The organism is Aeromonas sp. 601027 (assembly GCF_049174455.1).
Classification (GTDB): Bacteria; Pseudomonadota; Gammaproteobacteria; order Enterobacterales; family Aeromonadaceae; genus Aeromonas; species Aeromonas veronii_A.
Genome location: NZ_JAAKTN010000008.1, coordinates 91381 through 115006 on the forward strand (window position 1 = coordinate 91381; position 23626 = coordinate 115006).

Annotated in this window: 26 protein-coding genes; 20 read left to right on the forward strand and 6 right to left on the reverse strand. The window is 57.4% G+C overall.

Annotation, left to right across the window (positions count from 1 at the left end; translation table 11 throughout):
- Positions 1-9: 9 nt before the first annotated feature.
- The 5 genes from G5193_RS11945 (at position 10) to G5193_RS11965 (ending at position 4204) form a co-directional block, all read left to right on the forward strand.
- On the forward strand, positions 10-747 hold the full coding sequence (locus G5193_RS11945) for a transporter substrate-binding domain-containing protein (protein WP_058053929.1): 738 nt from the start codon (positions 10-12) through the stop codon (positions 745-747).
- 3 nt (positions 748-750) lie between these two features.
- On the forward strand, positions 751-1401 hold the full coding sequence (artQ, locus tag G5193_RS11950; RefSeq protein WP_236381186.1) for an arginine ABC transporter permease ArtQ: 651 nt from the start codon (positions 751-753) through the stop codon (positions 1399-1401).
- Between the two features lie 3 nt (positions 1402-1404).
- Positions 1405-2067 carry an arginine ABC transporter permease ArtM gene (artM, locus tag G5193_RS11955; protein ID WP_216952846.1) on the forward strand — a complete coding sequence of 221 codons (663 nt, stop codon included), beginning with the start codon at positions 1405-1407 and terminating at the stop codon, positions 2065-2067.
- Positions 2068-2288: 221 nt separating this feature from the next.
- Entirely contained in the window at positions 2289-3224 is a 936-nt protein-coding gene (gene mdh / locus G5193_RS11960) for a malate dehydrogenase (RefSeq protein ID WP_005340384.1), read from the forward strand.
- A gap of 395 nt (positions 3225-3619) precedes the next feature.
- Positions 3620-4204 (forward strand): tetratricopeptide repeat protein, encoded by a 585-nt coding sequence (locus G5193_RS11965; RefSeq protein WP_103251390.1) that lies wholly within the window; start codon positions 3620-3622, stop codon positions 4202-4204.
- A 99-nt stretch (positions 4205-4303) separates the two neighbouring features.
- Here the strand turns inward: G5193_RS11965 and hmpA are convergent, their stop codons facing one another.
- The gene (hmpA, locus tag G5193_RS11970; RefSeq protein WP_201990764.1) at positions 4304-5497 is read right to left on the reverse strand and encodes an NO-inducible flavohemoprotein; all 1194 of its coding nucleotides are present in this window, start codon (positions 5495-5497) and stop codon (positions 4304-4306) included.
- 111 nt (positions 5498-5608) lie between these two features.
- Here hmpA and G5193_RS11975 point away from each other — a divergent pair, with 111 nt between their 5' ends.
- A complete protein-coding gene (locus G5193_RS11975; RefSeq protein WP_005340388.1) occupies positions 5609-6079 on the forward strand; it encodes an Rrf2 family transcriptional regulator in 471 nt (156 codons plus the stop codon).
- A 40-nt stretch (positions 6080-6119) separates the two neighbouring features.
- Here G5193_RS11975 and G5193_RS11980 read toward each other — a convergent pair whose 3' ends face one another.
- Both G5193_RS11980 and G5193_RS11985 read right to left on the reverse strand, forming a co-directional pair.
- Positions 6120-7400, reverse strand: a complete 1281-nt coding sequence (locus G5193_RS11980; protein ID WP_005348906.1) for an HlyC/CorC family transporter — start codon at positions 7398-7400, stop codon at positions 6120-6122.
- A 42-nt stretch (positions 7401-7442) separates the two neighbouring features.
- Positions 7443-8234, reverse strand: coding sequence for a cytochrome C assembly family protein (locus G5193_RS11985; protein ID WP_227341902.1), 792 nt, complete (start codon positions 8232-8234; stop codon positions 7443-7445).
- 205 nt (positions 8235-8439) lie between these two features.
- Between G5193_RS11985 and ffh the strand changes: the two genes are divergently transcribed.
- From ffh to rplS, 5 genes are all read left to right on the forward strand, one after another.
- Positions 8440-9816, forward strand: a complete 1377-nt coding sequence (gene ffh / locus G5193_RS11990) for a signal recognition particle protein (RefSeq protein WP_005341384.1) — start codon at positions 8440-8442, stop codon at positions 9814-9816.
- Between the two features lie 182 nt (positions 9817-9998).
- Positions 9999-10247 carry a 30S ribosomal protein S16 gene (gene rpsP / locus G5193_RS11995; protein WP_216952849.1) on the forward strand — a complete coding sequence of 83 codons (249 nt, stop codon included), beginning with the start codon at positions 9999-10001 and terminating at the stop codon, positions 10245-10247.
- Between the two features lie 24 nt (positions 10248-10271).
- Complete coding sequence (gene rimM / locus G5193_RS12000; RefSeq protein WP_005340394.1) at positions 10272-10793, forward strand: ribosome maturation factor RimM; 522 nt, start codon at positions 10272-10274, stop codon at positions 10791-10793.
- Between the two features lie 34 nt (positions 10794-10827).
- Positions 10828-11577: a tRNA (guanosine(37)-N1)-methyltransferase TrmD gene (gene trmD, locus G5193_RS12005; RefSeq protein WP_005308699.1), complete on the forward strand. Its 750-nt coding sequence runs from the start codon at positions 10828-10830 to the stop codon at positions 11575-11577.
- Between the two features lie 32 nt (positions 11578-11609).
- Positions 11610-11957 (forward strand): 50S ribosomal protein L19, encoded by a 348-nt coding sequence (gene rplS / locus G5193_RS12010; RefSeq protein WP_005308701.1) that lies wholly within the window; start codon positions 11610-11612, stop codon positions 11955-11957.
- A 108-nt stretch (positions 11958-12065) separates the two neighbouring features.
- On the opposite strand, the gene G5193_RS12015 is transcribed toward rplS, so the two are convergent.
- Positions 12066-12389, reverse strand: coding sequence for an isoamylase early set domain-containing protein (locus G5193_RS12015; RefSeq protein WP_005348910.1), 324 nt, complete (start codon positions 12387-12389; stop codon positions 12066-12068).
- An 80-nt stretch (positions 12390-12469) separates the two neighbouring features.
- Positions 12470-13144, reverse strand: a complete 675-nt coding sequence (gene mutH, locus G5193_RS12020) for a DNA mismatch repair endonuclease MutH (protein WP_042084339.1) — start codon at positions 13142-13144, stop codon at positions 12470-12472.
- A gap of 733 nt (positions 13145-13877) precedes the next feature.
- On the opposite strand from mutH, the gene rppH reads away from it, so the two are divergent.
- From rppH to G5193_RS12060, 8 genes are all read left to right on the forward strand, one after another.
- A complete protein-coding gene (rppH, locus tag G5193_RS12025; protein ID WP_279461041.1) occupies positions 13878-14405 on the forward strand; it encodes an RNA pyrophosphohydrolase in 528 nt (175 codons plus the stop codon).
- Between the two features lie 14 nt (positions 14406-14419).
- Positions 14420-16699 (forward strand): phosphoenolpyruvate--protein phosphotransferase, encoded by a 2280-nt coding sequence (gene ptsP, locus G5193_RS12030; RefSeq protein WP_005340422.1) that lies wholly within the window; start codon positions 14420-14422, stop codon positions 16697-16699.
- 67 nt (positions 16700-16766) lie between these two features.
- Positions 16767-17591, forward strand: a complete 825-nt coding sequence (gene lgt, locus G5193_RS12035) for a prolipoprotein diacylglyceryl transferase (RefSeq protein WP_421206083.1) — start codon at positions 16767-16769, stop codon at positions 17589-17591.
- Positions 17591-18385 (forward strand): thymidylate synthase, encoded by a 795-nt coding sequence (gene thyA / locus G5193_RS12040; RefSeq protein ID WP_019445582.1) that lies wholly within the window; start codon positions 17591-17593, stop codon positions 18383-18385. The genes lgt and thyA overlap by 1 nt, the downstream gene beginning before the upstream one ends.
- A gap of 223 nt (positions 18386-18608) precedes the next feature.
- Positions 18609-19799 carry a Na+/H+ antiporter NhaA gene (gene nhaA / locus G5193_RS12045; RefSeq protein WP_005348917.1) on the forward strand — a complete coding sequence of 397 codons (1191 nt, stop codon included), beginning with the start codon at positions 18609-18611 and terminating at the stop codon, positions 19797-19799.
- The gene (locus G5193_RS12050; RefSeq protein ID WP_201953738.1) at positions 19796-20203 is read left to right on the forward strand and encodes a hypothetical protein; all 408 of its coding nucleotides are present in this window, start codon (positions 19796-19798) and stop codon (positions 20201-20203) included. The genes nhaA and G5193_RS12050 overlap by 4 nt, the downstream gene beginning before the upstream one ends.
- Positions 20190-21122, forward strand: coding sequence for a transcriptional activator NhaR (gene nhaR, locus G5193_RS12055; protein ID WP_005340434.1), 933 nt, complete (start codon positions 20190-20192; stop codon positions 21120-21122). Before G5193_RS12050 ends, nhaR begins: the two co-directional genes overlap by 14 nt.
- Before the next feature lie 51 nt (positions 21123-21173).
- Entirely contained in the window at positions 21174-21476 is a 303-nt protein-coding gene (locus tag G5193_RS12060) for an ArsR/SmtB family transcription factor (RefSeq protein ID WP_013724128.1), read from the forward strand.
- Positions 21477-21525: 49 nt separating this feature from the next.
- Here the strand turns inward: G5193_RS12060 and rpsT are convergent, their stop codons facing one another.
- Entirely contained in the window at positions 21526-21789 is a 264-nt protein-coding gene (gene rpsT / locus G5193_RS12065; protein ID WP_005308808.1) for a 30S ribosomal protein S20, read from the reverse strand.
- Between the two features lie 191 nt (positions 21790-21980).
- Between rpsT and murJ the strand changes: the two genes are divergently transcribed.
- The gene (murJ, locus tag G5193_RS12070; RefSeq protein ID WP_204382200.1) at positions 21981-23543 is read left to right on the forward strand and encodes a murein biosynthesis integral membrane protein MurJ; all 1563 of its coding nucleotides are present in this window, start codon (positions 21981-21983) and stop codon (positions 23541-23543) included.
- The last annotated feature ends 83 nt before the right edge of the window (positions 23544-23626 follow it).

Consider the following 23626-nt stretch of genomic DNA (forward strand, 5'->3'; position numbering starts at 1 on the left):
GAAGCTGTCATGAAAAAGAGTCTGTTGTTGGTTGCTGCCATGGGCCTGTTGAGTACCTCCGTCATGGCCAAAGAGATCAAGTTCGCCACCGAGGCCACCTACGCGCCGTTCGAATACCTGGATGACAAGAACGAGTTTCAGGGTTTTGACATCGATCTGGCCCGTGCCATCTGCGAGCAGGCCAAGCTGGAGTGCAGCTTCCACAACCAGGCCTTTGACAGCCTGATCCCCAGCCTGAAATTCCGTCGCTATGATGCCGCCATTGCCGCCATGGACGTAACCCCTGAGCGCTCCGCTCAGGTCGATTTCTCCGACATCTACTACGAGAACTCGGCCGTATTCGTCGCCAAGAAAGGGGCCTTCAAGGGGCCGGAAGAGATGGTCGACAAGACAGTCGGCGTGCAGAACGGTACCTCTCACCAGTCCTATCTGGTGGATAACTGGGTGAGCAAGGGTCTGCTGACCGTGCCTTATGCCAGCTACCAGAGCGCCTTCCTCGACATGATGAATGGCCGTACCGACGGTGTGTTTGCTGATACCGCCGTTGCTGCCGACTGGCTGAAGCAGCATAAGGAGTATGCCGTGGTGGGTACGCCAGTGACGGATGCCAAGTACTTCGGTACCGGCTTTGGCATCGCGGTCGCCAAGGGCAATCAGGAGCTGCTGACCCAGCTGAACAAGGGGCTGGCGGAGATCAAGGCCAACGGCACCTATCAGAAAATCTTCGACAAATACTTCGCGCAGTAAGCCATGTTGAGCCTGTTGTTGGATGCAGCCTGGATGACCCTCGGGCTGGCCTTGGCATCACTGGTCGGGGGCATGGTATTGGCACTGGCGTTCAGTGCCGCCGAGCTCAGCAAGCAGCGTGCGCTGGTGTGGCCGGTGGCCACCCTGACCACGCTGATCCGTGGCCTGCCCGAGTTGCTGGTGGTGCTGTTCATCTACTTCGGCTCGACCCAGGTGCTGTTCCTCCTCACTGGCGAGTATGTAGAGTTCAGTCCGTTCGCCTGTGGCGTGCTGGCGCTCTCCCTGCTGTTCGCCAGCTATGCGACCCAGACCCTGCGGGCGGCGCTCAATGCGGTGCCTTCAGGTCAACGGCTGGCGGCGCTGGCGCTGGGTTTGAGCAAGAACCACATCTTTTTTCGCATCGTGTTGCCGCAGGCGTGGCGCCATGCCCTGCCGGGCCTCGGCAACCAGTGGCTGGTATTGCTGAAAGATACCGCGCTGGTGTCGCTTATCGGGGTGAACGAGATGATGCGTCAGGCGCAGATGGCCTCGGCCAGTACTTATGAACCTTTTACCTGGTATGCCGCCGCGGCCCTCATCTATCTGGCTATCAGTCTGGTCAGCGAATATGGCCTCGGGCTGGCTGCCCGCTACACCCGCCGCTACGGAGGCTAACTGATGCAAGAGTATCTCGTTACGTTGCTGGGCGGTCTGGTCACCACGCTGGAGCTGACCCTGTTCAGCCTGCTGCTGGGGATTGTGTTGGCAGCCCTGATGACCTGGGTGTTGGAGCTGCGCCTGCCGGTGGCGACCCAGCTGGTGCAGCTGTGGGTGCTGCTCTTTACCGGCACGCCGCTGCTCATTCAGATCTTCCTGATTTACTACGGGCCGGGCCAGTTCGAGTGGCTGAAAGCCGGCCCGCTCTGGCCGCTGCTCAAGCAGCCCTGGTTCTGCGCCGTGCTGGCGCTGGGTCTCAACACGGCGGCCTACTCCACCCGGTTGTTCAAGGGGGCGCTCGATGCCATCCCGGCTGGTGAGGTGGAGGCGTGCCGGGCGCTTGGTTTTAATGGCCGCCAGACCTTGTGGATGAAGGTGCGCCACGCCGCCCGTCATCTGGTGCCTGCCTACTCCAACGAGGTGATCCTGGTGCTCAAGGGGAGCTCCCTCGCCAGTACTATCACCATCATGGACATCATGGGGCTGGCGCAGGGGTTGAACGCCCAGACCTACGATACCCTGGCTGTGTTCGGGGTGGCTGGTGGGCTTTATCTGGCGATGAACGGATTGTTAACAATTGGTTTTCGCTGGTGTGAAAAACGGGCGCTGGCATTCCAATCCTGAGACCCTCAGATCTACCTCTTTATGGTAAGGAGAAGTGCAGAAAAACTGTGCTTCTCCTCCAACTTTTTGTATTTCCCTCCAATTTTTGCTCCCGCATGTTTCGTTGCTCACAGAACCCGTGACTGCAACTGTTATCAGATTGTTTTTTATGGGGGGATCCATTAAGGTTGGGCGCACAACAACAAACAACCTTAAACCTACGCTTAAACATGGAGTTGATCATGAAAGTTGCCGTTCTGGGTGCCGCTGGTGGCATCGGTCAAGCCCTCGCTCTGCTGTTGAAAAACCGTCTGCCGGCTGGCTCCGAGCTGAGCCTGTATGACATCGCCCCGGTTACCCCGGGTGTGGCCGTTGACCTCAGTCATATTCCTACCGACGTCGCCATCAAGGGCTTCTGCGGTGAAGATCCGACTCCTGCGCTGGTTGGGGCCGATGTGGTGCTGATCTCCGCCGGTGTGGCACGCAAGCCGGGGATGGATCGCTCCGACCTGTTCAATATCAACGCCGGTATCGTCAAGAATCTGGTCGAGAAGTGCGCGGCCACTTGCCCGAAAGCACTGATCGGCATCATCACCAACCCGGTCAACACCACTGTGGCTATCGCCGCCGAAGTGCTGAAGAAAGCCGGTGTCTATGACAAGCGTCGCCTGTTCGGTGTCACCACCCTGGACGTGATCCGCGCCGAGACCTTCGTGGCCGCTGCCAAAGGGTTGAACATCGACAAGGTACGCGTCAACGTGATCGGTGGTCACAGTGGCGTCACCATCCTGCCGCTGCTCTCCCAGATTGAAGGCGCTTCCTTCACCGCTGAAGAAGTGGCAGCCATGACCAAGCGCATCCAGAATGCCGGTACCGAAGTGGTGGAAGCCAAAGCCGGTGGCGGTTCTGCGACCCTCTCCATGGGTCAGGCGGCTTGCCGTTTCGGTCTCTCCCTCATCAAGGGTCTGCAGGGCGAAGCCAACGTTGTTGAGTGCGCCTACGTTGAAGGCAACGGCGAGCACGCCACCTTCTTCGCACAGCCGGTACTGCTGGGCAAGAATGGCGTCGAAACCGTACTGGATTACGGCAAGCTGAGCGCGTTCGAGCAGGAAGCGATGGAAGGCATGCTGGCTACCCTGAAAGCCGATATCCAGCTGGGTGTCGATTTCGTCAAGTAAGCGGGTCAACCGTGCCAACAAGGGAGCTTCGGCTCCCTTTTGTATTGATGAGATCCGCCCGGCAGGCTAAGGGGATGGGGCTTGGTGCCGATAACAGAGTGCAGCAGGAGATCCTTATGATGAAACCCCTTACCCTTCTCATTCTTGTCGGTACATTCACCGCGCCCCTCTATGGTGCCGAGGCGGTATCGGCTGCCGTATCGAGCGATGTGCCTGCAGCAAGTGCATCGGCACCGACCGCAAGCAGTGCTGCGGTGTCAACGGCCCCTGTCTCTGCTGCTACGCCAGCGCCCTCTGAGGCAGTCCCCGTCTTGCTCCCGGCCGAGCCGGTCACCCCCGTTGCCAGCAGTGGCGAGGGGGCCGCGCCGCTGCCAAAACCGGTGGAACCTGCTGCTGTGGTGGCGCCTCCCGCACCTCTGGCCGCTGGCGAGTTGCAGGCGGTGCCACTCTATCGTCAGGACGAGTTGCTCAACTGGATTGAGCAGGGGCGTCACCTCACTCAGGTGAAGCAGGATCGCTGTCAGCTGACTCAGGATATCGAAGCGCGCGCCTCGGTGATGAAGATCCCGGCCTATCAATTCCTCTGGGGGGATATGCTGGCGTGGGGTGTCTGTACCAAATCCAATGCCGAACTCGGGGTGCAATATATGTGGGAGGCGGCCAATCAGGGGTTGGCGCCAGCGCTGGAGCAGCTGGGGCGCTACTACTGGAAAGGAACTTTGGTGCAGAAGGATTTGGTGCGAGCCGAAACTCTGATGCGCGAGGCGGCCAGCCTCGGTTTTCTGCGGGCTCGCATCGAGTGGGTCGAGATGCTGTTGCAGGGGATGGGCAGTCCGCTTGATTATGAGGACGCCTATCGCTGGCTCCATGGCTCCGTCATAGGTGACAAGGCGCTGCACCAGAAGGCGGCGAGTCTGCTCAGCCGTCTTGGCAACCGGATGCCGGCCAACGTGGTGGCCCGCGCCAAGGCGATGCACTGATCCAAAAAAATGACCCACAGATCTGCACCTGTGGGTCCGGTTCCAGCCGCCGTGCCATGACAAGCCGGAACCTCCCTCTGTTATATGGCTGCCTGCGCCTTAGAGATCTTGGTGGGGGCCAAAAACTTCGTAATGGAGCTGCCCGGCTGACACCCCAGCCGCCAGCAGCTGCCGCTTGATCTCTTGCATGAAGCCGACAGGGCCACAGAAGTAGTAGTGGGCCTGCGGCGTGATGCGCTCTTTCACGGCAGTCAGATCCATGGTGCCGGCCAGGTCATAATCTTCACCCTGTACATCGCTGGCCTCCGGCTCCCGATACCAGACCCGGCTCAGCAAGTTGGGATGCTGGCGGGATTTTTGCTGAATATCCTCCCGGAAGGCGTGTACAGCGCCCTGTTCGCAGGCGTGCAGCCAGGTGATCTCGGCCTGATGAGCACTTTCCAGCAGCTGGTTGAGCATGCTCATCATCGGCGTCACGCCGACACCGGCTGAGAGCAGTACCACCGGGGTCTGGCTGTCGGCTTTCAGGTAGAAATCGCCGGTAGGAGGCATCACCTCGATCTTGTCACCCGCCTGCAGGTGATCGTGCAGCAGGTTGGAGACCTGACCCTGCGGCTCACGCTTGACGCTGATGCGGTAATCCTGCCCGTTGGGGGCATCGGAGAGGGAGTACTGGCGGATCTCCTGATATTCCAGCTCGGGGTGAACCAGCTTGATGCTGAGGTATTGGCCCGGTTTGAAGGTCAGTACCGGCTTGCCATCTTCCGGTGCCAGCAGGAAGGAGGTGATGAGGTCGCTCTCGGCTCGCTTCTCCTTGATGATGAAGGTGCGGGTACCTTGCCAGCCGCCATCCTGACTTGCCTTCTCCTGATAGATCTCCCGCTCGCGGCCGATGAAGATGTCTGCCAGCACGCCATACGCCTTGCCCCATGCCTCCAGCACCTCGTCGGTGACCGCACTTCCGCCCAATTCTTTGAGCGTGGCCAAGAGATGACTACCTACAATGTGATATTGTTCCGGCTGGATCAGGAATCCGGTATGTTTGTGCGCAATCCGCTCGACCGCACCGGCGAGCGCTCCCAGATTGTCGATATTCTTTGCATACGCGGCGACTGCATTGAACAGGGCCAGCGGCTGGCCGCCACTGCGTTGGTGGGCCAGGTTGAAGATATCTTTCAGCTCCGGGTTATGGCTGAACATCCGCTGGTAGAAGTGCTGGGTGAGGGCAGGGCCTGCCGATTCGAGCAGCGGAATGGTGCTTTTGATGACGGCAACGGTGGTTTGATCTAGCATAGGGGCCTCGTTCTAATTGAACATATAAAATGTCATTTAATAAGTGGCATCCTAGATGTTTATTTGATTTGAATCAATACTCCACTTTTCGCATCGCGCTAATCAGGTTTTATGAGACTAACCAGTTATACAGATTTTGGATTGAGAGCCCTGCTCTATCTTGCCACCCTGCCGGAAGGGGAGTTGTCGAGCGTTGCCAAGGTATCGGCCCTGTATGGCGTTTCCCGCAACCACATGGTGAAGGTGGTCAATCAGCTGGTGAAGCTGGGCTATCTGCAATCCCAGCGTGGCAAGAATGGCGGTATTCGCATGGCTTGCGATCCCGCCACCATCAATATCGGGCAGGTGATCAGGGCGCTGGAAGGCAATCTGGACGGCATTGACTGCGGCTCGCCCGCTTGCCACATCGTCTCTGTCTGTCTGCTCAAGAGTGCGCTGAAAGAGGCGATGGATGCGTTTCTGGCGGTGATGGACAGCTATACGCTGCAAGACCTGCTGGCCAACCGTGACGAGCTACAGAGGGTGTTTGGCGAGTTGATCCCGACGCTGGTGCTGGAGCCGGATGATGAAGATGAACAGTGAAGAGCTGCAATAGAAAAGGGCTGCCACTGGCAGCCCTTTTTCAATCTTGCGAATCCGACTCCGCTCGGTACGATGCCGGCATAATCCGCGCCATCTTGACCATGTTGTTCTCCACATCGAGGATCTCGATAGGATAACCGGCCAACCGGATCCCGATGTTGGGCTGGGGGATCTCCTCCAGATATTCGAGGATCAGACCGTTGAGGGTACGCGGGCCGTCGATGGGCAGGTGCCAGTTCATCTCCTTGTTCAGCTCACGAATATTGGCTGAGCCTTCGACCAGATAAGAACCATCTGACTGGGGGTGGATCTCGTCGCTTGGCGCAGGCGTCATGGAGGTGGTAAAGTCGCCCACGATCTCTTCCAGAATATCGTCCAGAGTGATTAGCCCCTGAATGTCGCCGTATTCGTCGACGATCAGGCCAATTCGCTCCTTGTTGCGCTGGAATTTGGCCAGCTGCACGTTGAGCGGCGTTCCTTCCGGAATGAAGTAGATCTCGTCCACTTCCCGCAACAGGCTCGATTTGTTGAACTGATCCCTGGCAACCAGCCGCAGGGCATCGCGCGCGTGCAAAAAGCCGACAACGTCGTCGATATTATCGCGATAGAGCAGGATCTTGGTGTGAGCGCAGTGGGCCAGCTGGCGCTGGATGCTCTTCCAGTCATCGTTGATGTCGATGGCGTAGATATCGCTGCGCGGCACCATGATGTCCTCGACCAGCATCTTGTCGAGATCCAGAATACTCAGCAGCATCTCCTGATGACGCTGGGGGATCAGGTTACCCGCCTCATTGACGATGGTGCGCAGCTCCTCGGTGTTGAGGGAGTCATCCTTGTTGGGATTGATCTTCAGCATCTTGAGCAGGCCGCTGGTGATGCCGTTGATCAGCCAGACCAGCGGCGAGAGCGGCACCATCAGCCCCTTGAGGATCCAGGAGGCGGGATAGGCGATCTTCTCCGGAAACATGGCTGCCAGTGTCTTTGGCGTCACTTCACCGAATACCAGTACTACCAGAGTCAGGCCGAAGGTAGCGATGGCGACCCCGAGATCACCAAACAGCCGGATACAGACGATGGTGGCGATGGCGGAGGCGAGGATATTGACCAGATTGTTGCCGATCAGGATCAGCCCCAGCAGGCGATCGGGGCGGGCGAGCAGTTGCTCGACGCGACGTGCGGCTTTGTGTTTGGTCTGTGCCAGATGCCGAAGTTTGTAGCGGTTGATGGACATCAGGCCGGTTTCGGCACTGGAGAAAAAGGCGGAAAGAAGGATCAAGATAACGAGAACAATCAGTAATGTACTCGTTGAGATGCTGTCCAAAAAGGGCTCCTGTTGGATGGTATGGCTAAAAGAGTATAGGTGTCAGCTCAACAGCACTTCTTTGACGAAGCGACTGCCAAAATAGGCAAGAGTCAGGATGAAGCTGCCGATCAGACTGAGAGTGATGACTTTACGGCCGCGCCAACCATAGGTGTGATGGCCCCACAACAGCAGCACATAGACACACCAGGCCAGAATGGAGAGTACCGCCTTGTGTGATTTGCCCTGGGCGAACATGTCTTCGAGGAAGAACAGGCCGGAGGCAATGGAGAGTGTCAGCAGGAACAGACCCGCCGAGATGAGCTGGAACAGCCGCTTCTCCACCGTCATCAGTGGCGGCATGGCTGGCAGGTTGCTGATTTTTCGAGATTTAAGCTGCTTGTCCAGACAGGCAAGCTGCAACGCAAACAGGCAGGCGATCATCAATACCGCATAGGCCATCAGGGCTAGGCCGATGTGCAGCAACAGCTGGGGATGGGCCTCCAGATGGGTGATGTAGCGACCCGGGATCAAGGCGCTGGCAGCCAGCAACAGGGCCGAGAAGCTATAGACTACCGGCAGCAGGATCCAGCCGTTGAAGCGACGGGTGACGCAGGTCATGAAGCAACTGATGATCAGGCTCACCAGCGAGGCGACGTTGAGCATGCTCAGGTTTTGACCGGAATGGGTCACCATTACTTCGCTGGCAACAGATGCACCATGGGCTACCAGTGCCAGTCCCACGCAAGCGAACAGGGGGGTGTACCCGACTTGTTTGGCATTGAGCAGCAGGTGCAGTGAGGCGATGATGGCCAGCAGATAAAACGCCAGGGCCAGAACAGAGATCACGATCATAACCAGGTCGTTGTTACACAAGCATTTAGGGATATAAGAGGAGCAGTATACCTTGCACAAGATGTGCTCGCCAGTTGTGCAATGGCCGATCCGCCCATATATAGGGACGAAGCATAGATGAGCGACGGTGCGGTGAATAATCGTCCTCGCGGCTGCTCTGGGTTATAATGCCCCCTATTTATTACGCCAAGAACCGGAATGCGTCATGTTTGAGAATTTGACTGAACGACTCTCGCGCACCTTGCGCAATGTCAGTGGCCGTGGTCGGCTGACCGAAGAGAACATCAAAGAGACCCTGCGCGAAGTCCGCATGGCGCTGCTTGAGGCGGACGTCGCCCTGCCGGTCGTGCGTGATTTCGTGGCGCGCGTCAAGGAGCGTGCCGTCGGGCAGGAAGTGGCCAAATCCCTGAGCCCGGGTCAGGCATTCATCAAGATAGTGCACGGCGAGCTGGTCACCGTGATGGGGGAGGCCAATGAACAGCTCAATCTGGCTGCCCAGCCGCCCGCCATTATCCTGATGGCCGGTTTGCAGGGGGCCGGTAAGACCACCACGGTCGGCAAACTGGCCAAACTGCTCAAAGAGCGCAACAAGAAGAAGGTGTTGGTGGTCAGTGCCGACGTCTATCGCCCTGCGGCGATCAAACAGCTGGAGACCCTGGCGGGTGACATCGGCGTCGACTTCTTCCCGAGCGATGCAAGCCAGAAGCCGGTTGCCATCGCGACTGCCGCTATCGATCAGGCGCGCAAGAAATTCTATGACGTGGTGATCGTCGATACCGCCGGCCGTCTGCATGTTGATAGCGAAATGATGGCCGAGATCCAGGATCTGCATGCCACCATCAAGCCGGTCGAGACCCTGTTCGTGGTGGATGCCATGACAGGTCAGGATGCCGCCAACACCGCCAAGGCGTTCAACGAAGCGCTGCCGCTCACCGGTGTCATCCTTACCAAGGCGGACGGCGATGCCCGCGGTGGTGCCGCCCTGTCGGTGCGCCACATCACCGGTAAACCGGTCAAGTTCATCGGTATGGGCGAGAAGACCGATGCGCTGGAGCCGTTCCACCCTGATCGCCTCGCCTCTCGCATCCTCGGCATGGGCGATGTGCTCTCTCTGATCGAAGAGGTGGAGCGTAACGTCGATAAAGAGAAAGCGGCCAAGCTGGCCAGCAAGGTCAAGAGCGGTAAAGGCTTCGATCTCGAGGACTTCCGCGAGCAGTTGGCCCAGATGCGCAACATGGGCGGCATGATGGGCATGCTCGACAAGCTGCCGGGCATGTCCGGCCTGCCGGACAACATCAAGGATCAGATGGATGACAAACTCACCGTGCGGATGGAGGCCATCATCAGCTCCATGACGCCGAAAGAGCGTGCCCATCCCGACCTCATCAAGGGCTCTCGCAAGCGTCGCATCGCTGCAGGTTCCGGCATGCAGGTGCAGGACGTGAACAAGCTGCTCAAGCAGTTCACCGAGATGCAGCGTATGATGAAGAAGATGTCCGGCAAGGGCGGCATGCGCAAAATGATGAGCCAGATGAAGAACATGCTGCCACCGGGATTTGGTGGCGGTCGCGGTCCGTTCTGATTATCCGGAGTTAGGTATTGAGCGAGGGTCTGCGAGTTGCAGGCCCTTTTCATTGCAGCCCTGCGCAAAAAATGGCTGGCTTGGTTGCAATTATTACGAATCCAAGTAGAATTATGCGGCTTATTTTAAGCTAGGGTCCGCGTGTTTGCGGGCCTTGTTCATTAGATGTTAATGAGGACGATATGGTAACCATTCGTTTACAACGTGGTGGCGCGAAAAAGCGTCCGTTCTACCAGGTAGTAGTTGCTGACAGCCGTAACGCCCGCGACGGTCGTTTCATCGAGCGCGTTGGTTTCTTCAACCCGGTTGCTTCTGGTCAGGCTGAAAAGCTGAACCTGGACCTGGCTCGTATCGAGCATTGGGTTGCTACTGGTGCCGCTGTTTCTGAGCGCGTTGCCAAGCTGATCAAAGACGCTGCCAAAGCTGCTTAATCAGCCAAACGGTAAGGAGTTAAGGTGGAAAAACCTGTAGTTCTGGGCACCCTGGGGACCGTTTACGGCATCAAGGGCTGGCTTAAAGTGAACTCCTTCACCGATGTTGCCGAAGCGATTTTCGATTACAACCCCTGGCTGATTAATCAGAACGGGGCGTGGCGTGAAATTCGGGTTTCATCCTGGAAACGTCACAACAAGGGTCTGATCTGCAAACTCGATGGTATCGATGTGCGCGAAGATGCCCTGGCATTGACCAATGTCGAGATCGGCGTACCCGCTGATCTATTGCCTGCGTTGCCTGAGGGCGAGTTCTACTGGCGTGACCTGATTGGTTGCTCGGTAGTGACCACCAAGGGATATGACCTGGGCAAGGTGACCGAATTGATGGAAACCGGCTCCAACGATGTGTTGGTGGTTGAGGCCAATGTAAAAGATGCCTTTGGTGCAAAGGAGCGGTTGATTCCGTTCCTGGAAGAGCAGGTGATCAAGAACATTGATCTGACTGCTCGAACAATCGAAGTTGATTGGGATCCTGGTTTCTAGTTTCCCGCGCTAACACGGGTGCCGGAGGTTTCTTATGTGGATTGGGGTGATTAGCCTCTTCCCTGAAATGTTCCGAGCCATTACCGAGCACGGGGTAACGGGTCGGGCCGTCAAGAGTGGCCTGCTGCAGATTGAGTGCTGGAACCCCCGGGACTTTACCCACGACAAACACCGTACGGTCGATGATCGTCCTTATGGTGGTGGGCCCGGCATGTTAATGATGGTTCAGCCGCTGCGTGACGCGATTCATGCAGCCAAGCAAGCGGCGGGAGACGGGGCGAAAGTCATCTATCTCTCCCCTCAGGGACGCAAGCTGACTCAAGCGGGCGTAACCGAGTTGGCGACGAATCAGAAACTGATTCTGGTAGCCGGTCGATACGAAGGTATCGATGAACGCGTGATACAAACCGAAGTCGACGAAGAGTGGTCTATCGGGGATTACGTGTTAAGTGGTGGCGAGTTGCCTGCCATGACCCTGATCGATGCGGTTTCGCGTCTGGTTCCAGGAGTCTTGGGTGATCAGGCCAGTGCTGAGCAGGACTCCTTTACGGATGGCTTGCTGGATCATCCCCACTACACTCGGCCGGAGGTGTTGGATGGATTGGCGGTGCCCGAGGCGCTGACAAGCGGCAATCACGAAGTGATTCGGCGCTGGCGTCTCAAGCAATCGCTCGGACGAACCTGGCAAAGAAGGCCGGAACTTATTAACAACCTAGCTCTGACTGACGAGCAAGAATCACTTCTTGCCGAGTATGTCCGCGAAGTGCGTGACAGCGTTAAGTAGAGTTTTCAGTTTATCCTAGGTAAGGAAAGACAATGAGCAAGATTATTCAGCAGCTTGAACAAGAGCAAATGCGTACCGACATCCCGGCTTTTGCCCAGGGCGACACCGTACGTGTTCAAGTTCGTGTTAAAGAAGGTGGTAAAGAGCGTCTGCAGGCTTTCGAAGGCATCGTTATTGCCAAGCGTAACCGCGGTCTGCACTCTGCTTTCACCGTTCGCAAGATCTCCAACGGCGAAGGTGTTGAGCGTGTATTCCAGACTCACTCTCCGCTGATCCACAGTGTAGAACTGAAGCGTCGTGGTGATGTTCGCCGCGCCAAACTGTACTACCTGCGCAACCTGTCCGGCAAAGCTGCTCGTATCAAAGAGAAGCTCAACTAATTCGATTCGAATTGGTGTCGGTATGTCGGCAAATAGCTCGACAGGTAGTGAAAAGGCTCGCCAATGGCGAGCCTTTTTTGTATCCGTCTATTGGCTCTCTGGTTGCCGTTACTGGATGACCCGTACCACCGAGTTGTCACGCCCGAAAGGGCCAGGCACATAGTCGTCCGCAGCCCAGTCATTCTCGTAGAGGGTTTCCCCTGCCGGAGTGATGAGCTGGTAGCAGTATTCGAAGTACCCCGGGCCGTCGGTCGGTAGATTGAGGGTGGCTTTGAACTCGCCGCTCTTCATGCGTTTAAGCTCGACCGGTTGCCACTGGGTAAACTCGCCGATCAGCATCACCTGTTCCGCCCCTGCAGCCGCCTCTTTCTCTACTGCAAAGGTCACCTTGACCTCGGGCTTGGACTTTAAAAACTGTTTGATCAGTGGCATGACGCCTCCTTGTCTGTGAGTTAAAAATGGCTCCTGTCTATTTTTATACCACCATATGACAAAGATGTTGATAAGGCAGATCAAGTCGGCAAGGCAAAATAGCGTTGCAGCAAACTGTGGGTAAAGTCGATCTTGAGATAGAAGCCGCGGGGCAGGGTCATGATGGGTTGACCATCGCGGCCGATGGCGCGAGTCAGCGCCTTGTTGTTGGCCGCCTTGGGCCGCAGTTGCATCACCTGGCCGTGGCGTGCGCTGATCTGCTCCACTTCTCCCAGCACTATCATGTCCATTAGCTCCTCCCAGTCCTGACGCAGTAGCCGATCTTCCTCTTCATTCGGGCTCCACATCAGCGGCATGCCGACTCGCCGCTCGCCAACCGGGATCTCCCGACTGCCTTCCACCGGGATCCAGAGCACCCGGGAGAGCTTGTTGCGTACGTTGGACTCCTCCCAGCGCTGGCCGCTGACGCCGATCAGCGGGGCGACGCAGACGAAGGTGGTCTCCAGCGGTTTGCCTTGAGGATCCACGGGGATCGTCTTGAGTTCGATCCCCAGCTCCGGGAAGTCCTGCTCCGGCTTGCTCCCTGCGCTGGCTCCCAGTTGCAGCTCGATCAACTGACCGACCCACCCCTTGTCACGGCGCAGGTCTTTGGGCACCGCAACACCAGCCTCGGCGGCCAGCTGTGCCAGCGTGAAGCCGGCCATGGCATAGGCGCGGCTCAATAACTCCTGCTCGGATTGGGGATTGCTTGGCATAGTTGGCTCCATCTTGCTCGCCATATTCTAACAGGGGAGGATCCCGAGAAGGATCGCTGTTTTTATAACCGATCCTGAGTGGATAAGATCAAATGCAGAGAATTTGGGGGCTATCAGTTCATCATTATGATTTTAAAGGGTTTTGTCTGTTTTATCGAGCAGTAAGCCAGGTCTGCTTTGACCTCGAAATAGTTGTCCAAGGGTTTGTGCATGATGTTACACACAGTTATCCACAGAAATCTTGGATAAGTGGATGAAAGTGATTGGAGTCGCTGATATGTTACAAAAAATTGTGAATGCCACCCCATTTTTACAGGGTAAACGGGGTAGATATTGTGCCACTCCTGTGGATAATTTCGCCGCGGTGGATCTTTGAGCAGTTGAACTTGTTCACAATCCGGATCATGGATCTGACTCTTGGGGGAACATGGATCTAGATCCAGTTGCCTTATCTCAAGTTTATAAAAAATAATGATTTTTTATATTTTATGTCGCGTGGTGATACGGAGGGGCACTTTTCGCGTACAGTTAAAAAGTACTGTATATACCCGTTTGCTAACAGCTTTATGCACAGCCTGGGTGGGCAACTTGGGGGCGCGGATCCTTGGATTTGTTTATAAGTATGTTTGAAATCGAAAGTTATTCATGAAACAGGGGATTCACTCCTTGTTTGCTGCCACGGAGTGAATGTGGAACAATCTCCTTATAGATTCAGCCTTTATAAGGTGATCACGTGATTGATGGCGACGGATTTCGTCCCAATGTCGGTATCGTGATCTGTAACCGTGAAGGACAAGTGTTGTGGGCTAAACGCTATGGGCAGCACTCCTGGCAGTTTCCGCAGGGGGGGGTTGATGATGGTGAAACGCCAGAGCAGGCCATGTATCGAGAGCTGTATGAGGAGATTGGCCTCAAGCCCGAAGATGTGACCATTATGGCCACCAGTCGTAACTGGCTAAAGTACCGTTTACCCAAACGTCTTGTCCGCTGGGACAGTTCACCGGTCTGTATTGGCCAAAAACAAAAATGGTTCCTGTTACAGCTGAATTCGGGCAAGGAGTCGCGGATCCAGTTCGGCTGTCATGGCCATCCCGAATTTGACGACTGGCGTTGGGTCAGCTTCTGGTACCCGGTGCGTCAGGTCGTCTCATTCAAGCGGGAGGTTTACCGCCGGGTCATGAAAGAGTTTGCCCCGCTGGCGATGCCAGTGCCGGCAGTGCAGGTCAACAAGAAGGATGGGCGACGCAATCGCGTCCGTTAAGGAGCACAGATTAGTTGTTAACGGAACTGAGACGTATCGTCGAGAGCATGGCCGAGGCCAATACCCTCGAGCAGGCCTTGCAAGCATTGGTGAGCCAGACCCGGCACGCCATGGCAGTGGACTGCTGCTCCGTCTATGTCTCGGAACCCGAGGTGCGCCGCTATCGCCTGGCGGCTACCGACGGCTTGGCCCCGTCCGCAGTCGGCAAGGTGACCCTGCCCTACGAGCAGGGCATCGTCGGTCTGGTGGGTCAGCGGGAAGAGCTGATCAACCTGGCTGATGCCCCCGCGCATCCCAGTTTCAAATTCCTGCCCGATGTGGCCGAAGAGGCATTTCGCTCCTTCCTAGGCGCACCCATCATGCACCAGCGTCAGGTGGTCGGCATTCTGGTGGTGCAGCAGAAGGAGAGCCGCCGCTTCGATGAGGGGGAAGAGTCCTTCATGGTCACCCTGGCGGCCCAGCTGGCGGCGCGGATCGCTCAGGCGCAAGCCAAGGGGTGGTTGCAGAAGACCGACTGGAGCAAGCCGCTGCGCGGTATTGCCGGTGCCAGCGGCATTGCCATGGCTAAGGCCTGGGTGTGGCGGCCCCGCAAGGCGCTCTCGTCCATTACCCCGCGCAAGGATGAAGACCATGCCAGCCAGCTGGCGCGGCTGGAGCTGGCGGTTGAGGAAGTGCGTCACGACTTGGAGAGTCTGGCGCTGCGTTTTCGCGAGAGCTACAGCCAGGATTCGGTGGCGATTTTCGATATCTACCTCCATCTGCTGAACGATCCAGGCTATATCAAGCCCATTCGCAACAAGGTGAGCAAGGAGCACTGGACTGCGGTATCTGCGGTCAAGCTGATCAGCGATCGCTTGATCGAGCAGTTCAAGGGGATGAAGGATCCCTACCTGCAGGAGCGCTCCACCGACGTGAAGGATATTGCCCAGCGGCTGATCAGCCGACTGGTGCAGAATGAACCGGAACATATCTCCATCGGTGAGCCGGTGGTGCTGGTTGCCGATGAGGTGACCGCCACCATTCTGGCAGAAGTACCTCGCGAGTATCTGACCGGGGTGGTATCGCTCAAGGGGGGGACTAACTCCCACGCGGCTATTCTGGCCCGTGCCATGGGGGTTGCCGCCATCATGGGGGTGGATCTGCCTCTTGGCGACATCGGCGGTCGCATGCTGGTCGTCGATGGCTACAGCGGCGATCTCTTCATCGAGCCCAATCAGGTGATCCTGACCGAGTATCGTCAGCTGCTGAGCGAAGAGCGGGCGCTCGATACCCTGGTGCGCAGCGTCGACAACCTGCCATCCGAGACGGCCGACGGCACCAAGGTCTCCCTGTTGCTCAACGCCGGTCTCAGCGCCGATACCGAGATCTCCCTCAACCAGCTGGCGGACGGGGTCGGGCTCTATCGCACCGAGATCCCCTTTATGCTGCAGGAGAGCTTCCCCTCCGAGTGGGAGCAGACTGCCCGCTATCGCGGCATTCTGGAGACCTACCGCAACCGGCCGGTCTGCATGCGGACGCTGGATGTGGGCGGCGACAAGCCGTTACCCTATTTCCCCATCGTCGAGGAAAATCCCTTCCTTGGCTGGCGGGGGATTCGGATCACCCTGGATCACCCCGAACTGTTTCTGGTGCAGCTCAAGGCGATGCTGAGGGCCAGTGAAGGGCTGGACAATCTGGCCATCATGCTGCCGATGATCAGCAGCGTCAGCGAAATCAAGGCCTCCCGTCGTCTGCTGGATCAGGCGTGGCGGGAAGTGTCGGAAGAGGCGGCGAGCCGCGATGCGGTGATCCGCTACCCCAGCCTCGGGGTGATGATCGAGGTGCCCTCAGCCCTCTTTATCTTGCCGGAGATGGCGCCGCTCATCGATTTCTGGTCGGTGGGCAGTAACGACCTGACCCAGTACCTGCTGGCGGTAGATCGCAACAATTCCCGGGTTGCCAACATCTATGATGCCTTCCATCCTGCGGTGATCCGCGCCCTGCAACAGCTGGTTGATGCTTCCCACCGTTACCAGAAGCCGGTGTCGGTCTGTGGCGAACTGGCCGGTGATCCGGTCGGTGTGCTGCTGCTGCTGGCCATGGGCTATCGCCGCTTCAGTATGAATACCCACAACATCGCCCGGATCAAGTACGTGCTGCGTCAATCCACCCTGAGCGAGTTGACCGAACTGATGGCCGATGGCCTCAAACATGACAATCCCCACGTGCTGCGCGGCCTGTTTGCCCGCTATCTGGAGGAGCATGGTTTGGGCGGTTTGCTGCGAGCCGGTCATAAATCGAAACAGAGTGATTGATAATCATGCCTTGTCCCTGCTGACGAATGATCGGAAAATGCGGCTTTTATTTTGACTGGGGCCGCATATGCAGCACGATGGATATTGGGTTTTCTCGCAGATTGATCCCGTAGCATTCAGTTTGGGACCACTATCGGTACGCTGGTATGGTCTCATGTACCTGTTCGGTTTCGCGTTTGCCATGTGGCTTGCCGGCCGTCGCGCCGATGCACCGAACAGCGGCTGGACCCGCAACGAGGTATCGGATCTGCTGTTCTACGGTTTCCTCGGGGTGATCCTCGGTGGCCGTGTCGGTTACGTGCTGTTCTACAACTTCGATCTCTTCCTCGCGGATCCCACCTACCTGTTCAAGATCTGGACCGGCGGTATGTCGTTCCACGGTGGGCTGATCGGGGTGATCACCGCGATGATCTGGTTTGCCCACAAGACCAAGCGCCACTTCTTCACCGTGGCCGACTTTGTGGCACCGCTCATTCCGTTCGGTCTCGGCGTTGGCCGGATTGGCAACTTCCTCAACGGCGAGCTGTGGGGCCGGGTCACCGATGTGCCTTGGGCCATCATCTTCCCGGAGGCTGGCCCCGAGCCGCGTCATCCCTCCCAGCTTTACCAGTTCGCGCTTGAAGGGGTGGTGCTGTTCATCATCCTCAACCTGTTCTGGCGCAAGAATCCGCCGCGCGGCGCCATCTCCGGCATGTTCCTGCTGTTCTACGGCCTGTTCCGCTTCCTGGTGGAGTTTGTGCGCCAGCCGGATAGCCAGCTCGGTCTCTACTTCCAGGAGATCAGCATGGGCCAGATCCTCTCCACCCCGATGATTATCGCCGGTGCCCTGATGATCTGGGCCGCTTACAAGCGTCCGCAGTTGTTCGGTAATGCCATTAAGGAGGCGAAATAATGCGAGCTTATCTCGACCTGATGCAGAAAATCCTCGATGAGGGCACCGTCAAGTCAGACCGTACCGGCACCGGTACTGTCTCCCTGTTCGGCCATCAGATGCGCTTCAATCTGGCGGAAGGTTTCCCGCTGGTGACCACCAAGAAGTGCCACCTGCGCTCCATCATTCACGAGCTGCTCTGGTTCCTCAATGGGGATACCAATACCGCCTATCTGAAGGAAAATGGCGTCAGCATCTGGGATGAGTGGGCCGACGAGAATGGCGATCTGGGGCCGGTTTACGGCGCGCAGTGGCGCTCCTGGCCTGCGGCTGACGGGTCTGTCATCGACCAGATCCAGAAGGCGGTGGATGACATCAAGCACAACCCGGATTCGCGCCGCATCATAGTATCCGCCTGGAACGTGGGCGAATTGGACAAGATGGCGCTGGCTCCCTGCCACGCCTTCTTCCAGTTCTATGTGGCGGACGGCAAGCTCTCCTGCCAGCTCTACCAGCGCAGCTGTGATGTGTTCCTCGGCTTGCCGTTCAACATTGCCAGCTACGCCCTGCTGACCCACATGATGGCCCAGCAGTGCGATCTGGAAGTGGGTGACTTCGTCTGGACTGGCGGTGATGTGCATCTCTACTCCAACCACATGGAGCAGACTGCGCTGCAGCTCTCCCGCGAGCCGCGCCCGCTGCCGACCCTGGTGATCAAGCGCAAACCTGACTCCATCTTCGACTACAAGTTCGAGGATTTCGAGATCGAGGGTTATGACCCCCACCCTGGCATCAAGGCGCCCGTCGCCATCTGATGGCAAGGCGCCTTAGGGCGCCTTTTTTATGCAGTTAAATAATTGAAAATTCATTTTATTGATTAATAAGACGGTAGCCAGAGACGAGGAAAAACCTGCTTATAGCAGGTATGTTCTATTTTGCCTTCGGTTTTTTCGTTGTATTGAGCAGCAAGAAACGATTTTCCATTGGTTGTTGCAGGAGATAGACTCAAACCAAAGTAATACGGTGGAAAATTTAACCATGAGTGACGTAATCAAAAAGTTCCTGAAGCTGGAGGCCGCCTCCGGAATTATTCTGATCATGGCTGCCATGCTGGCAATGATTTTAGCCAATACCGCGCTGGCTGGCGGGTATCAGGCGTTTCTCGACACGCCGGTGCAGGTGCGCATCGCGGCTCTCGACATCAACAAGCCGCTGCTGCTCTGGATCAACGATGGCTTTATGGCGATCTTCTTCCTGCTGGTTGGCCTGGAAGTGAAGCGAGAGATGCTGGAAGGGGCGCTCTCGACCCGGGTTCAGGCGACCTTCCCGGCTATCGCTGCGGTGGGCGGCATGCTGGCCCCAGCCTTGATCTACGCCTTTTTCAACTATTCGGATGAAGTGGCGCGTGCTGGCTGGGCAATTCCGGCTGCGACCGATATCGCCTTTGCCCTCGGGGTGATGGCGCTGCTCGGCAAGCGGGTACCGGTGAGCCTCAAGGTATTCCTGTTGGCGCTGGCCATCATGGATGACCTCGGCGTCATCATCATCATCGCGCTTTTTTATACCCAGCAGTTGTCGCTGGAGGCGCTGGCCATCGGTATTCTGGCAACCCTCACTCTGCTTTGGATGAATCGCCGTGGTGAGGACAGGATCAGCCTTTACATGCTGGTCGGTCTTGTGCTCTGGGTTGCGGTGCTCAAGTCTGGCGTCCATGCGACCCTGGCGGGTGTAGTGGTGGGCTTTATGGTTCCGCTTAACGGCAAGCGTTACGCCTCGCCGCTCAAGTATCTGGAGCATCAACTGCACCCCTGGAGTGCCTATCTGATCCTGCCTCTGTTTGCCTTTGCCAACGCAGGGGTATCGCTGGAAGGGATTGGTCTCTCCTCCCTGCTGAGTCCGGTACCTATGGGGATCATGCTGGGGCTGTTTATCGGCAAGCCGCTCGGGGTGTTCACCATCAGCTGGCTGTCGGTCAAGCTGGGCATCGCCCAGTTGCCGCCCGGGGTCAACTTCAAGCAGATTTTTGCGGTCAGCATCCTCTGTGGCATCGGGTTCACCATGTCGATGTTTATCGCGTCGCTCGCCTTCGAGCACGGTGGGCTGGATTACGGCAGCTACTCTCGCCTCGGGATCCTGGTGGGCTCCACCATGGCGGCGGTAGTCGGCTATCTGGCCTTGCGCATGGCCCTTCCCAAGGGTGAAGGGGAACAGAGTACGGAGGGACTATGAAGCTGCATACAGGGTTGTTGATGCTGTTGTTGAGCCCCGCGGCATGGGCCGGCGGGCTGGAGGATTGCAAGCAGGACGCCGCCTCGGCGAACTGCTCTGCCTATCTGAACGGAGTGGTAGACAGTGCCCTGCTGCTGGGGGACAAGCAGGCCAAGGCGCGCTTTGGCGAAACCTTCTCCGAGCGGGCGCTAAGCAGCCGGGCTGGCGAGATGGTCAAGCGCTCCAACAAGCGTTATTGCGCTGACCGGATGCCGGACAAGGCACGCCTCAAGGCCACTCTGATGGAGCAGTTTGGCGCGAACAAGGTTGACTCGGTTAGCGACATGTATGACATTCTGGCGGTTGAACTCAGCTGCTACCGGAGTCCGCCTCAAGCGGGAACCCCATCGGATGTCACACCTTAACTACAACCATCTCTACTATTTCTGGATGACTCAGAAGAAGGGCTCCGTTACCCAGGCAGCGGAAGCCCTTTTTTTGACCCCGCAAACCGTCACCGGTCAGATCAAGCTGCTGGAGCAGCGCCTCGGGGGCAAGCTGCTCAAACGCAAGGGGCGCTCTCTTGAGGCGACCGAGCTGGGCCAGCTGGTGTTTCGCTATGCCGACAAGATGTTCAGCCTCTCCTACGAGATGCTCGATATCGTCAACTACCGCAAGGAGAGCCAGATCCTGTTCGACGTCGGCATCGCCGATGCCCTCTCTAAGCGCCTTGCCAGCCGCGTGCTGCTCTCTGTCATCCCCAATGATGGTTCCATCCATCTGCGCTGTTTCGAATCGACCCACGAACTGCTGCTGGAGCAGCTGAGCGAGCACAAGCTCGATATGATCCTCTCCGACTGTCCGGTGGACTCCAGCCAACATGCGGGGCTGCTCTCCAAACGGCTGGGCGGCTGTGGCGTCAGCTTCTTCTGCAAGGCGCCGCTGCCTGAAAAGCCCTTTCCCGCCTGTCTGGAGGAGCGCAAGCTGCTGATCCCCGGTCGCCGTACTGCCATGGGGCGTCAGCTGACCCAGTGGTTCGAGCAGCAGGGGGTTTCTCCCAGCATTCTTGGCGAGTTTGATGATGCCGCCTTGATGAAGGCGTTTGGCTTCTTCAATCAGGGGATTTTCATGGCTCCCACCATCTATCGGGAGGAGATCCTTGAGGGGGAGGGGGTGATGCTGATCGGGGAAACTCAGGATCTGATGGAGGAGTATTACGTCATCTTCGCCGAGCGGATGATCCAGCATCCGGCGGTGAAGCGGGTCTGTGAGAGCGATTTTACCTTTCTCTTTTCCGGCCAGGAGAACTTCTCCGCTATCCAGCCGGCCACCCTGTCGTTTTAAAACGACCCGTCACCACGTATCATCGGCGATCAGTGGTAGAGGAGAGATGTGATGCAACTTGAAGAGATGGAAGCCAATGCGAGTAAAGCGGTGGCCTTGCTCAAGGCGCTGGCCAACGAACGGCGGCTGTTTATTCTGTGCCAGTTGCTGGAGCGGGAGCTGTCGGTGGGGGAGCTCAACGAGCGATTGGGATTGAGTCAGTCGGCTTTGTCACAGCATCTTGCGCTGTTGCGGCGGGATGAGCTGGTGACGACGCGCAAAGAGGCCCAGACGGTCTACTATTCGCTGCGCAGCCATGAGGTGCGTGAAATGATCAGTTTGCTGCATCGACTTTATTGCAGCGCAGATAAATAAAAAACCGGCACTAAGGCCGGTTTTTTCAGCTTTGATCAGCAGAAGCTGATTAAGCCATAGCTTTGATCTGGGCAGACAGGCGGCTCTTGTGACGAGCAGCTTTGTTCTTGTGGATCAGGCCTTTGGTCGCCATACGATCCATGATCGGCTGAGCAACAGCGAAAGCGGCAGTCGCAGCAGCTTTGTCGCCAGAGGCGATAGCAGCAATGACTTTCTTCAGGTAGGTACGGGTCATGGAACGACGGCTGGCGTTGTGCTGACGGCGTTTTTCTGACTGAAGAGCGCGCTTCTTAGCAGATTTGATGTTAGCCAAGGTAAAACTCCTAAAACTGTCTTAGCGAGTGTATTGAAAAGGCCCGGAAATATGCCCTTCCAACCACATATTGTCAAATGATTTGTGCAAATAAACACCGCCTCCCGGTGGTGTGTCAGTAGGGAGACGGTTAAACTGTCGGCCGATTCTAGCAGCATTCTTTTCATTCTGACAGTTCCAGAGGCCTCGTCTTGAGTAAGAAATTGATCAAATCCGGCATGATAGTGTCCGGAATGACGCTGGCATCCCGCGTAATGGGCTTGGTTCGCGATGTGGTCATCGCAAATCTGCTCGGTGCCGGGGTGGCCGCCGACGTCTTCTTTTTTGCCAATCGCATTCCCAACTTTCTGCGTCGTCTGTTCGCCGAAGGTGCCTTCAACCAGGCCTTTGTTCCCGTGATGACGGAGTACAAGAAAAATGGCGACGAGGGGGAAGTGCGTGAATTGCTGGCGGCGGTTGCGGGCACGCTGGGGGGCATAGTGACTGTGGTCACCCTGCTTGGTGTGCTGGGGTCGGGTGTACTGACCGCGCTGTTTGGCTGGGGCTGGTTCTGGGACTGGCTGCATGGCGGCCCTGCGGCCGAGAAGTTCGAGCTCGCCAGTCTGATGCTCAAAATCACCTTCCCCTACCTCTGGTTTATCACTTTTACCGCCATGGCGGGGGCCATCCTCAACACCTTCGGCCGCTTTGCGGTCTCGTCGTTTACGCCGGTGTTTCTCAACATCACCATGATTGCGGCGGCCTGGTGGATTGCACCGCTGATGGACAAACCGGAGATCTCGCTGGCGATTGGTGTCTTTTTGGGCGGTTTGGTGCAGTTTCTGTTCCAGTACCCCTTTTTGCGCCAAATCAACATGCTGGTATGGCCCAAGTGGGGATGGAATCACCCGGGGGTGGTGAAGATCCGCACCCTGATGATCCCGGCCCTGTTCGGGGTCTCGGTCAGCCAGATCAACCTGCTGGTCAACACCATGCTGGCTTCCTTCCTGGCGACTGGTGCCATCAGCTATCTCTACTACTCGGATCGCCTGCTGGAGTTCCCCCTCGGGCTGTTTGCGGTGGCCATCAGTACCGTGATCCTGCCAGCGCTGGCCAAGAAGCATGTGGATGCCGATCCGGCGGACTTCTCCCGCACCATGGATTGGGGCGTGCGGATGGTGATGCTGCTCGGCCTGCCCGCCATGATAGGCATTGCGGTGATGCGCGAGCCCATTTTGCGAGTGCTGTTCATGCGCGGCGAATTTGGCCTGCATGAAGTGAGCATGTCGAGCGCCAGCCTGCTGGCCTCCACTACCGGTCTGCTCTCCCTGATGCTGATCAAGGTGCTGGCGCCCGGTTACTACGCCCGTCAGGACACCAAGACGCCGGTGCGGATCGGGGTGATGTCGATGATTGCCAACATGGTCTGCAACCTCATCTTCATCTACCCGCTCGGTTACGTGGGGTTGGCGCTCTCGACCGCCTGTTCGGGTACCCTGAATGCGGCTTTGCTGTTCAAGGGGTTGTATCAGCAGAGCGTCTATCGTCCTTCCCGCCATACCGGCGTGTTCTGCCTCAAGCTGCTGGTCGCCAGCGTGCTGATGGGGGGCGTGCTCGCCTATCTGTCGCCGGATCTGACCCAGTGGGGGGCATGGAACATGGGTAAGGCCAGTTTGCAGCTGACCATGCTGCTGTCGCTGGGGGCTGCGGTCTATGCCGTAGTGTTGCTACTGCTGGGCATTCGGCCGCGTCACCTTAAATCGGGGCAGCAGTAGTCGTGATCCTGCGGTGCCATGGGGATAGTGCCTCATGGCGCCGCAGATGGGCGGGCTTGGGCCCGGATAGTTGAAATCAGGCT

Excerpts from the sequence above, each read along its gene's own strand:
- G5193_RS11945 (WP_058053929.1), top strand. The coding sequence starts at position 10 with ATGAAAAAGAGTCTGTTGTTGGTTGCTGCCATGGGCCTGTTGAGTACC.
- artQ (WP_236381186.1), top strand. The coding sequence starts at position 751 with ATGTTGAGCCTGTTGTTGGATGCAGCCTGGATGACCCTCGGGCTGGCC.
- artM (WP_216952846.1), top strand. The coding sequence starts at position 1,405 with ATGCAAGAGTATCTCGTTACGTTGCTGGGCGGTCTGGTCACCACGCTG.
- mdh (WP_005340384.1), top strand. The coding sequence starts at position 2,289 with ATGAAAGTTGCCGTTCTGGGTGCCGCTGGTGGCATCGGTCAAGCCCTC.
- hmpA (WP_201990764.1), bottom strand. The coding sequence starts at position 5,497 with ATGCTAGATCAAACCACCGTTGCCGTCATCAAAAGCACCATTCCGCTG.
- G5193_RS11975 (WP_005340388.1), top strand. The coding sequence starts at position 5,609 with ATGAGACTAACCAGTTATACAGATTTTGGATTGAGAGCCCTGCTCTAT.
- G5193_RS11985 (WP_227341902.1), bottom strand. The coding sequence starts at position 8,234 with ATGATCGTGATCTCTGTTCTGGCCCTGGCGTTTTATCTGCTGGCCATC.
- ffh (WP_005341384.1), top strand. The coding sequence starts at position 8,440 with ATGTTTGAGAATTTGACTGAACGACTCTCGCGCACCTTGCGCAATGTC.
- rpsP (WP_216952849.1), top strand. The coding sequence starts at position 9,999 with ATGGTAACCATTCGTTTACAACGTGGTGGCGCGAAAAAGCGTCCGTTC.
- trmD (WP_005308699.1), top strand. The coding sequence starts at position 10,828 with ATGTGGATTGGGGTGATTAGCCTCTTCCCTGAAATGTTCCGAGCCATT.
- rplS (WP_005308701.1), top strand. The coding sequence starts at position 11,610 with ATGAGCAAGATTATTCAGCAGCTTGAACAAGAGCAAATGCGTACCGAC.
- G5193_RS12015 (WP_005348910.1), bottom strand. The coding sequence starts at position 12,389 with ATGCCACTGATCAAACAGTTTTTAAAGTCCAAGCCCGAGGTCAAGGTG.
- mutH (WP_042084339.1), bottom strand. The coding sequence starts at position 13,144 with ATGCCAAGCAATCCCCAATCCGAGCAGGAGTTATTGAGCCGCGCCTAT.
- lgt (WP_421206083.1), top strand. The coding sequence starts at position 16,767 with ATGCAGCACGATGGATATTGGGTTTTCTCGCAGATTGATCCCGTAGCA.
- thyA (WP_019445582.1), top strand. The coding sequence starts at position 17,591 with ATGCGAGCTTATCTCGACCTGATGCAGAAAATCCTCGATGAGGGCACC.
- nhaA (WP_005348917.1), top strand. The coding sequence starts at position 18,609 with ATGAGTGACGTAATCAAAAAGTTCCTGAAGCTGGAGGCCGCCTCCGGA.
- G5193_RS12050 (WP_201953738.1), top strand. The coding sequence starts at position 19,796 with ATGAAGCTGCATACAGGGTTGTTGATGCTGTTGTTGAGCCCCGCGGCA.
- nhaR (WP_005340434.1), top strand. The coding sequence starts at position 20,190 with ATGTCACACCTTAACTACAACCATCTCTACTATTTCTGGATGACTCAG.
- G5193_RS12060 (WP_013724128.1), top strand. The coding sequence starts at position 21,174 with ATGCAACTTGAAGAGATGGAAGCCAATGCGAGTAAAGCGGTGGCCTTG.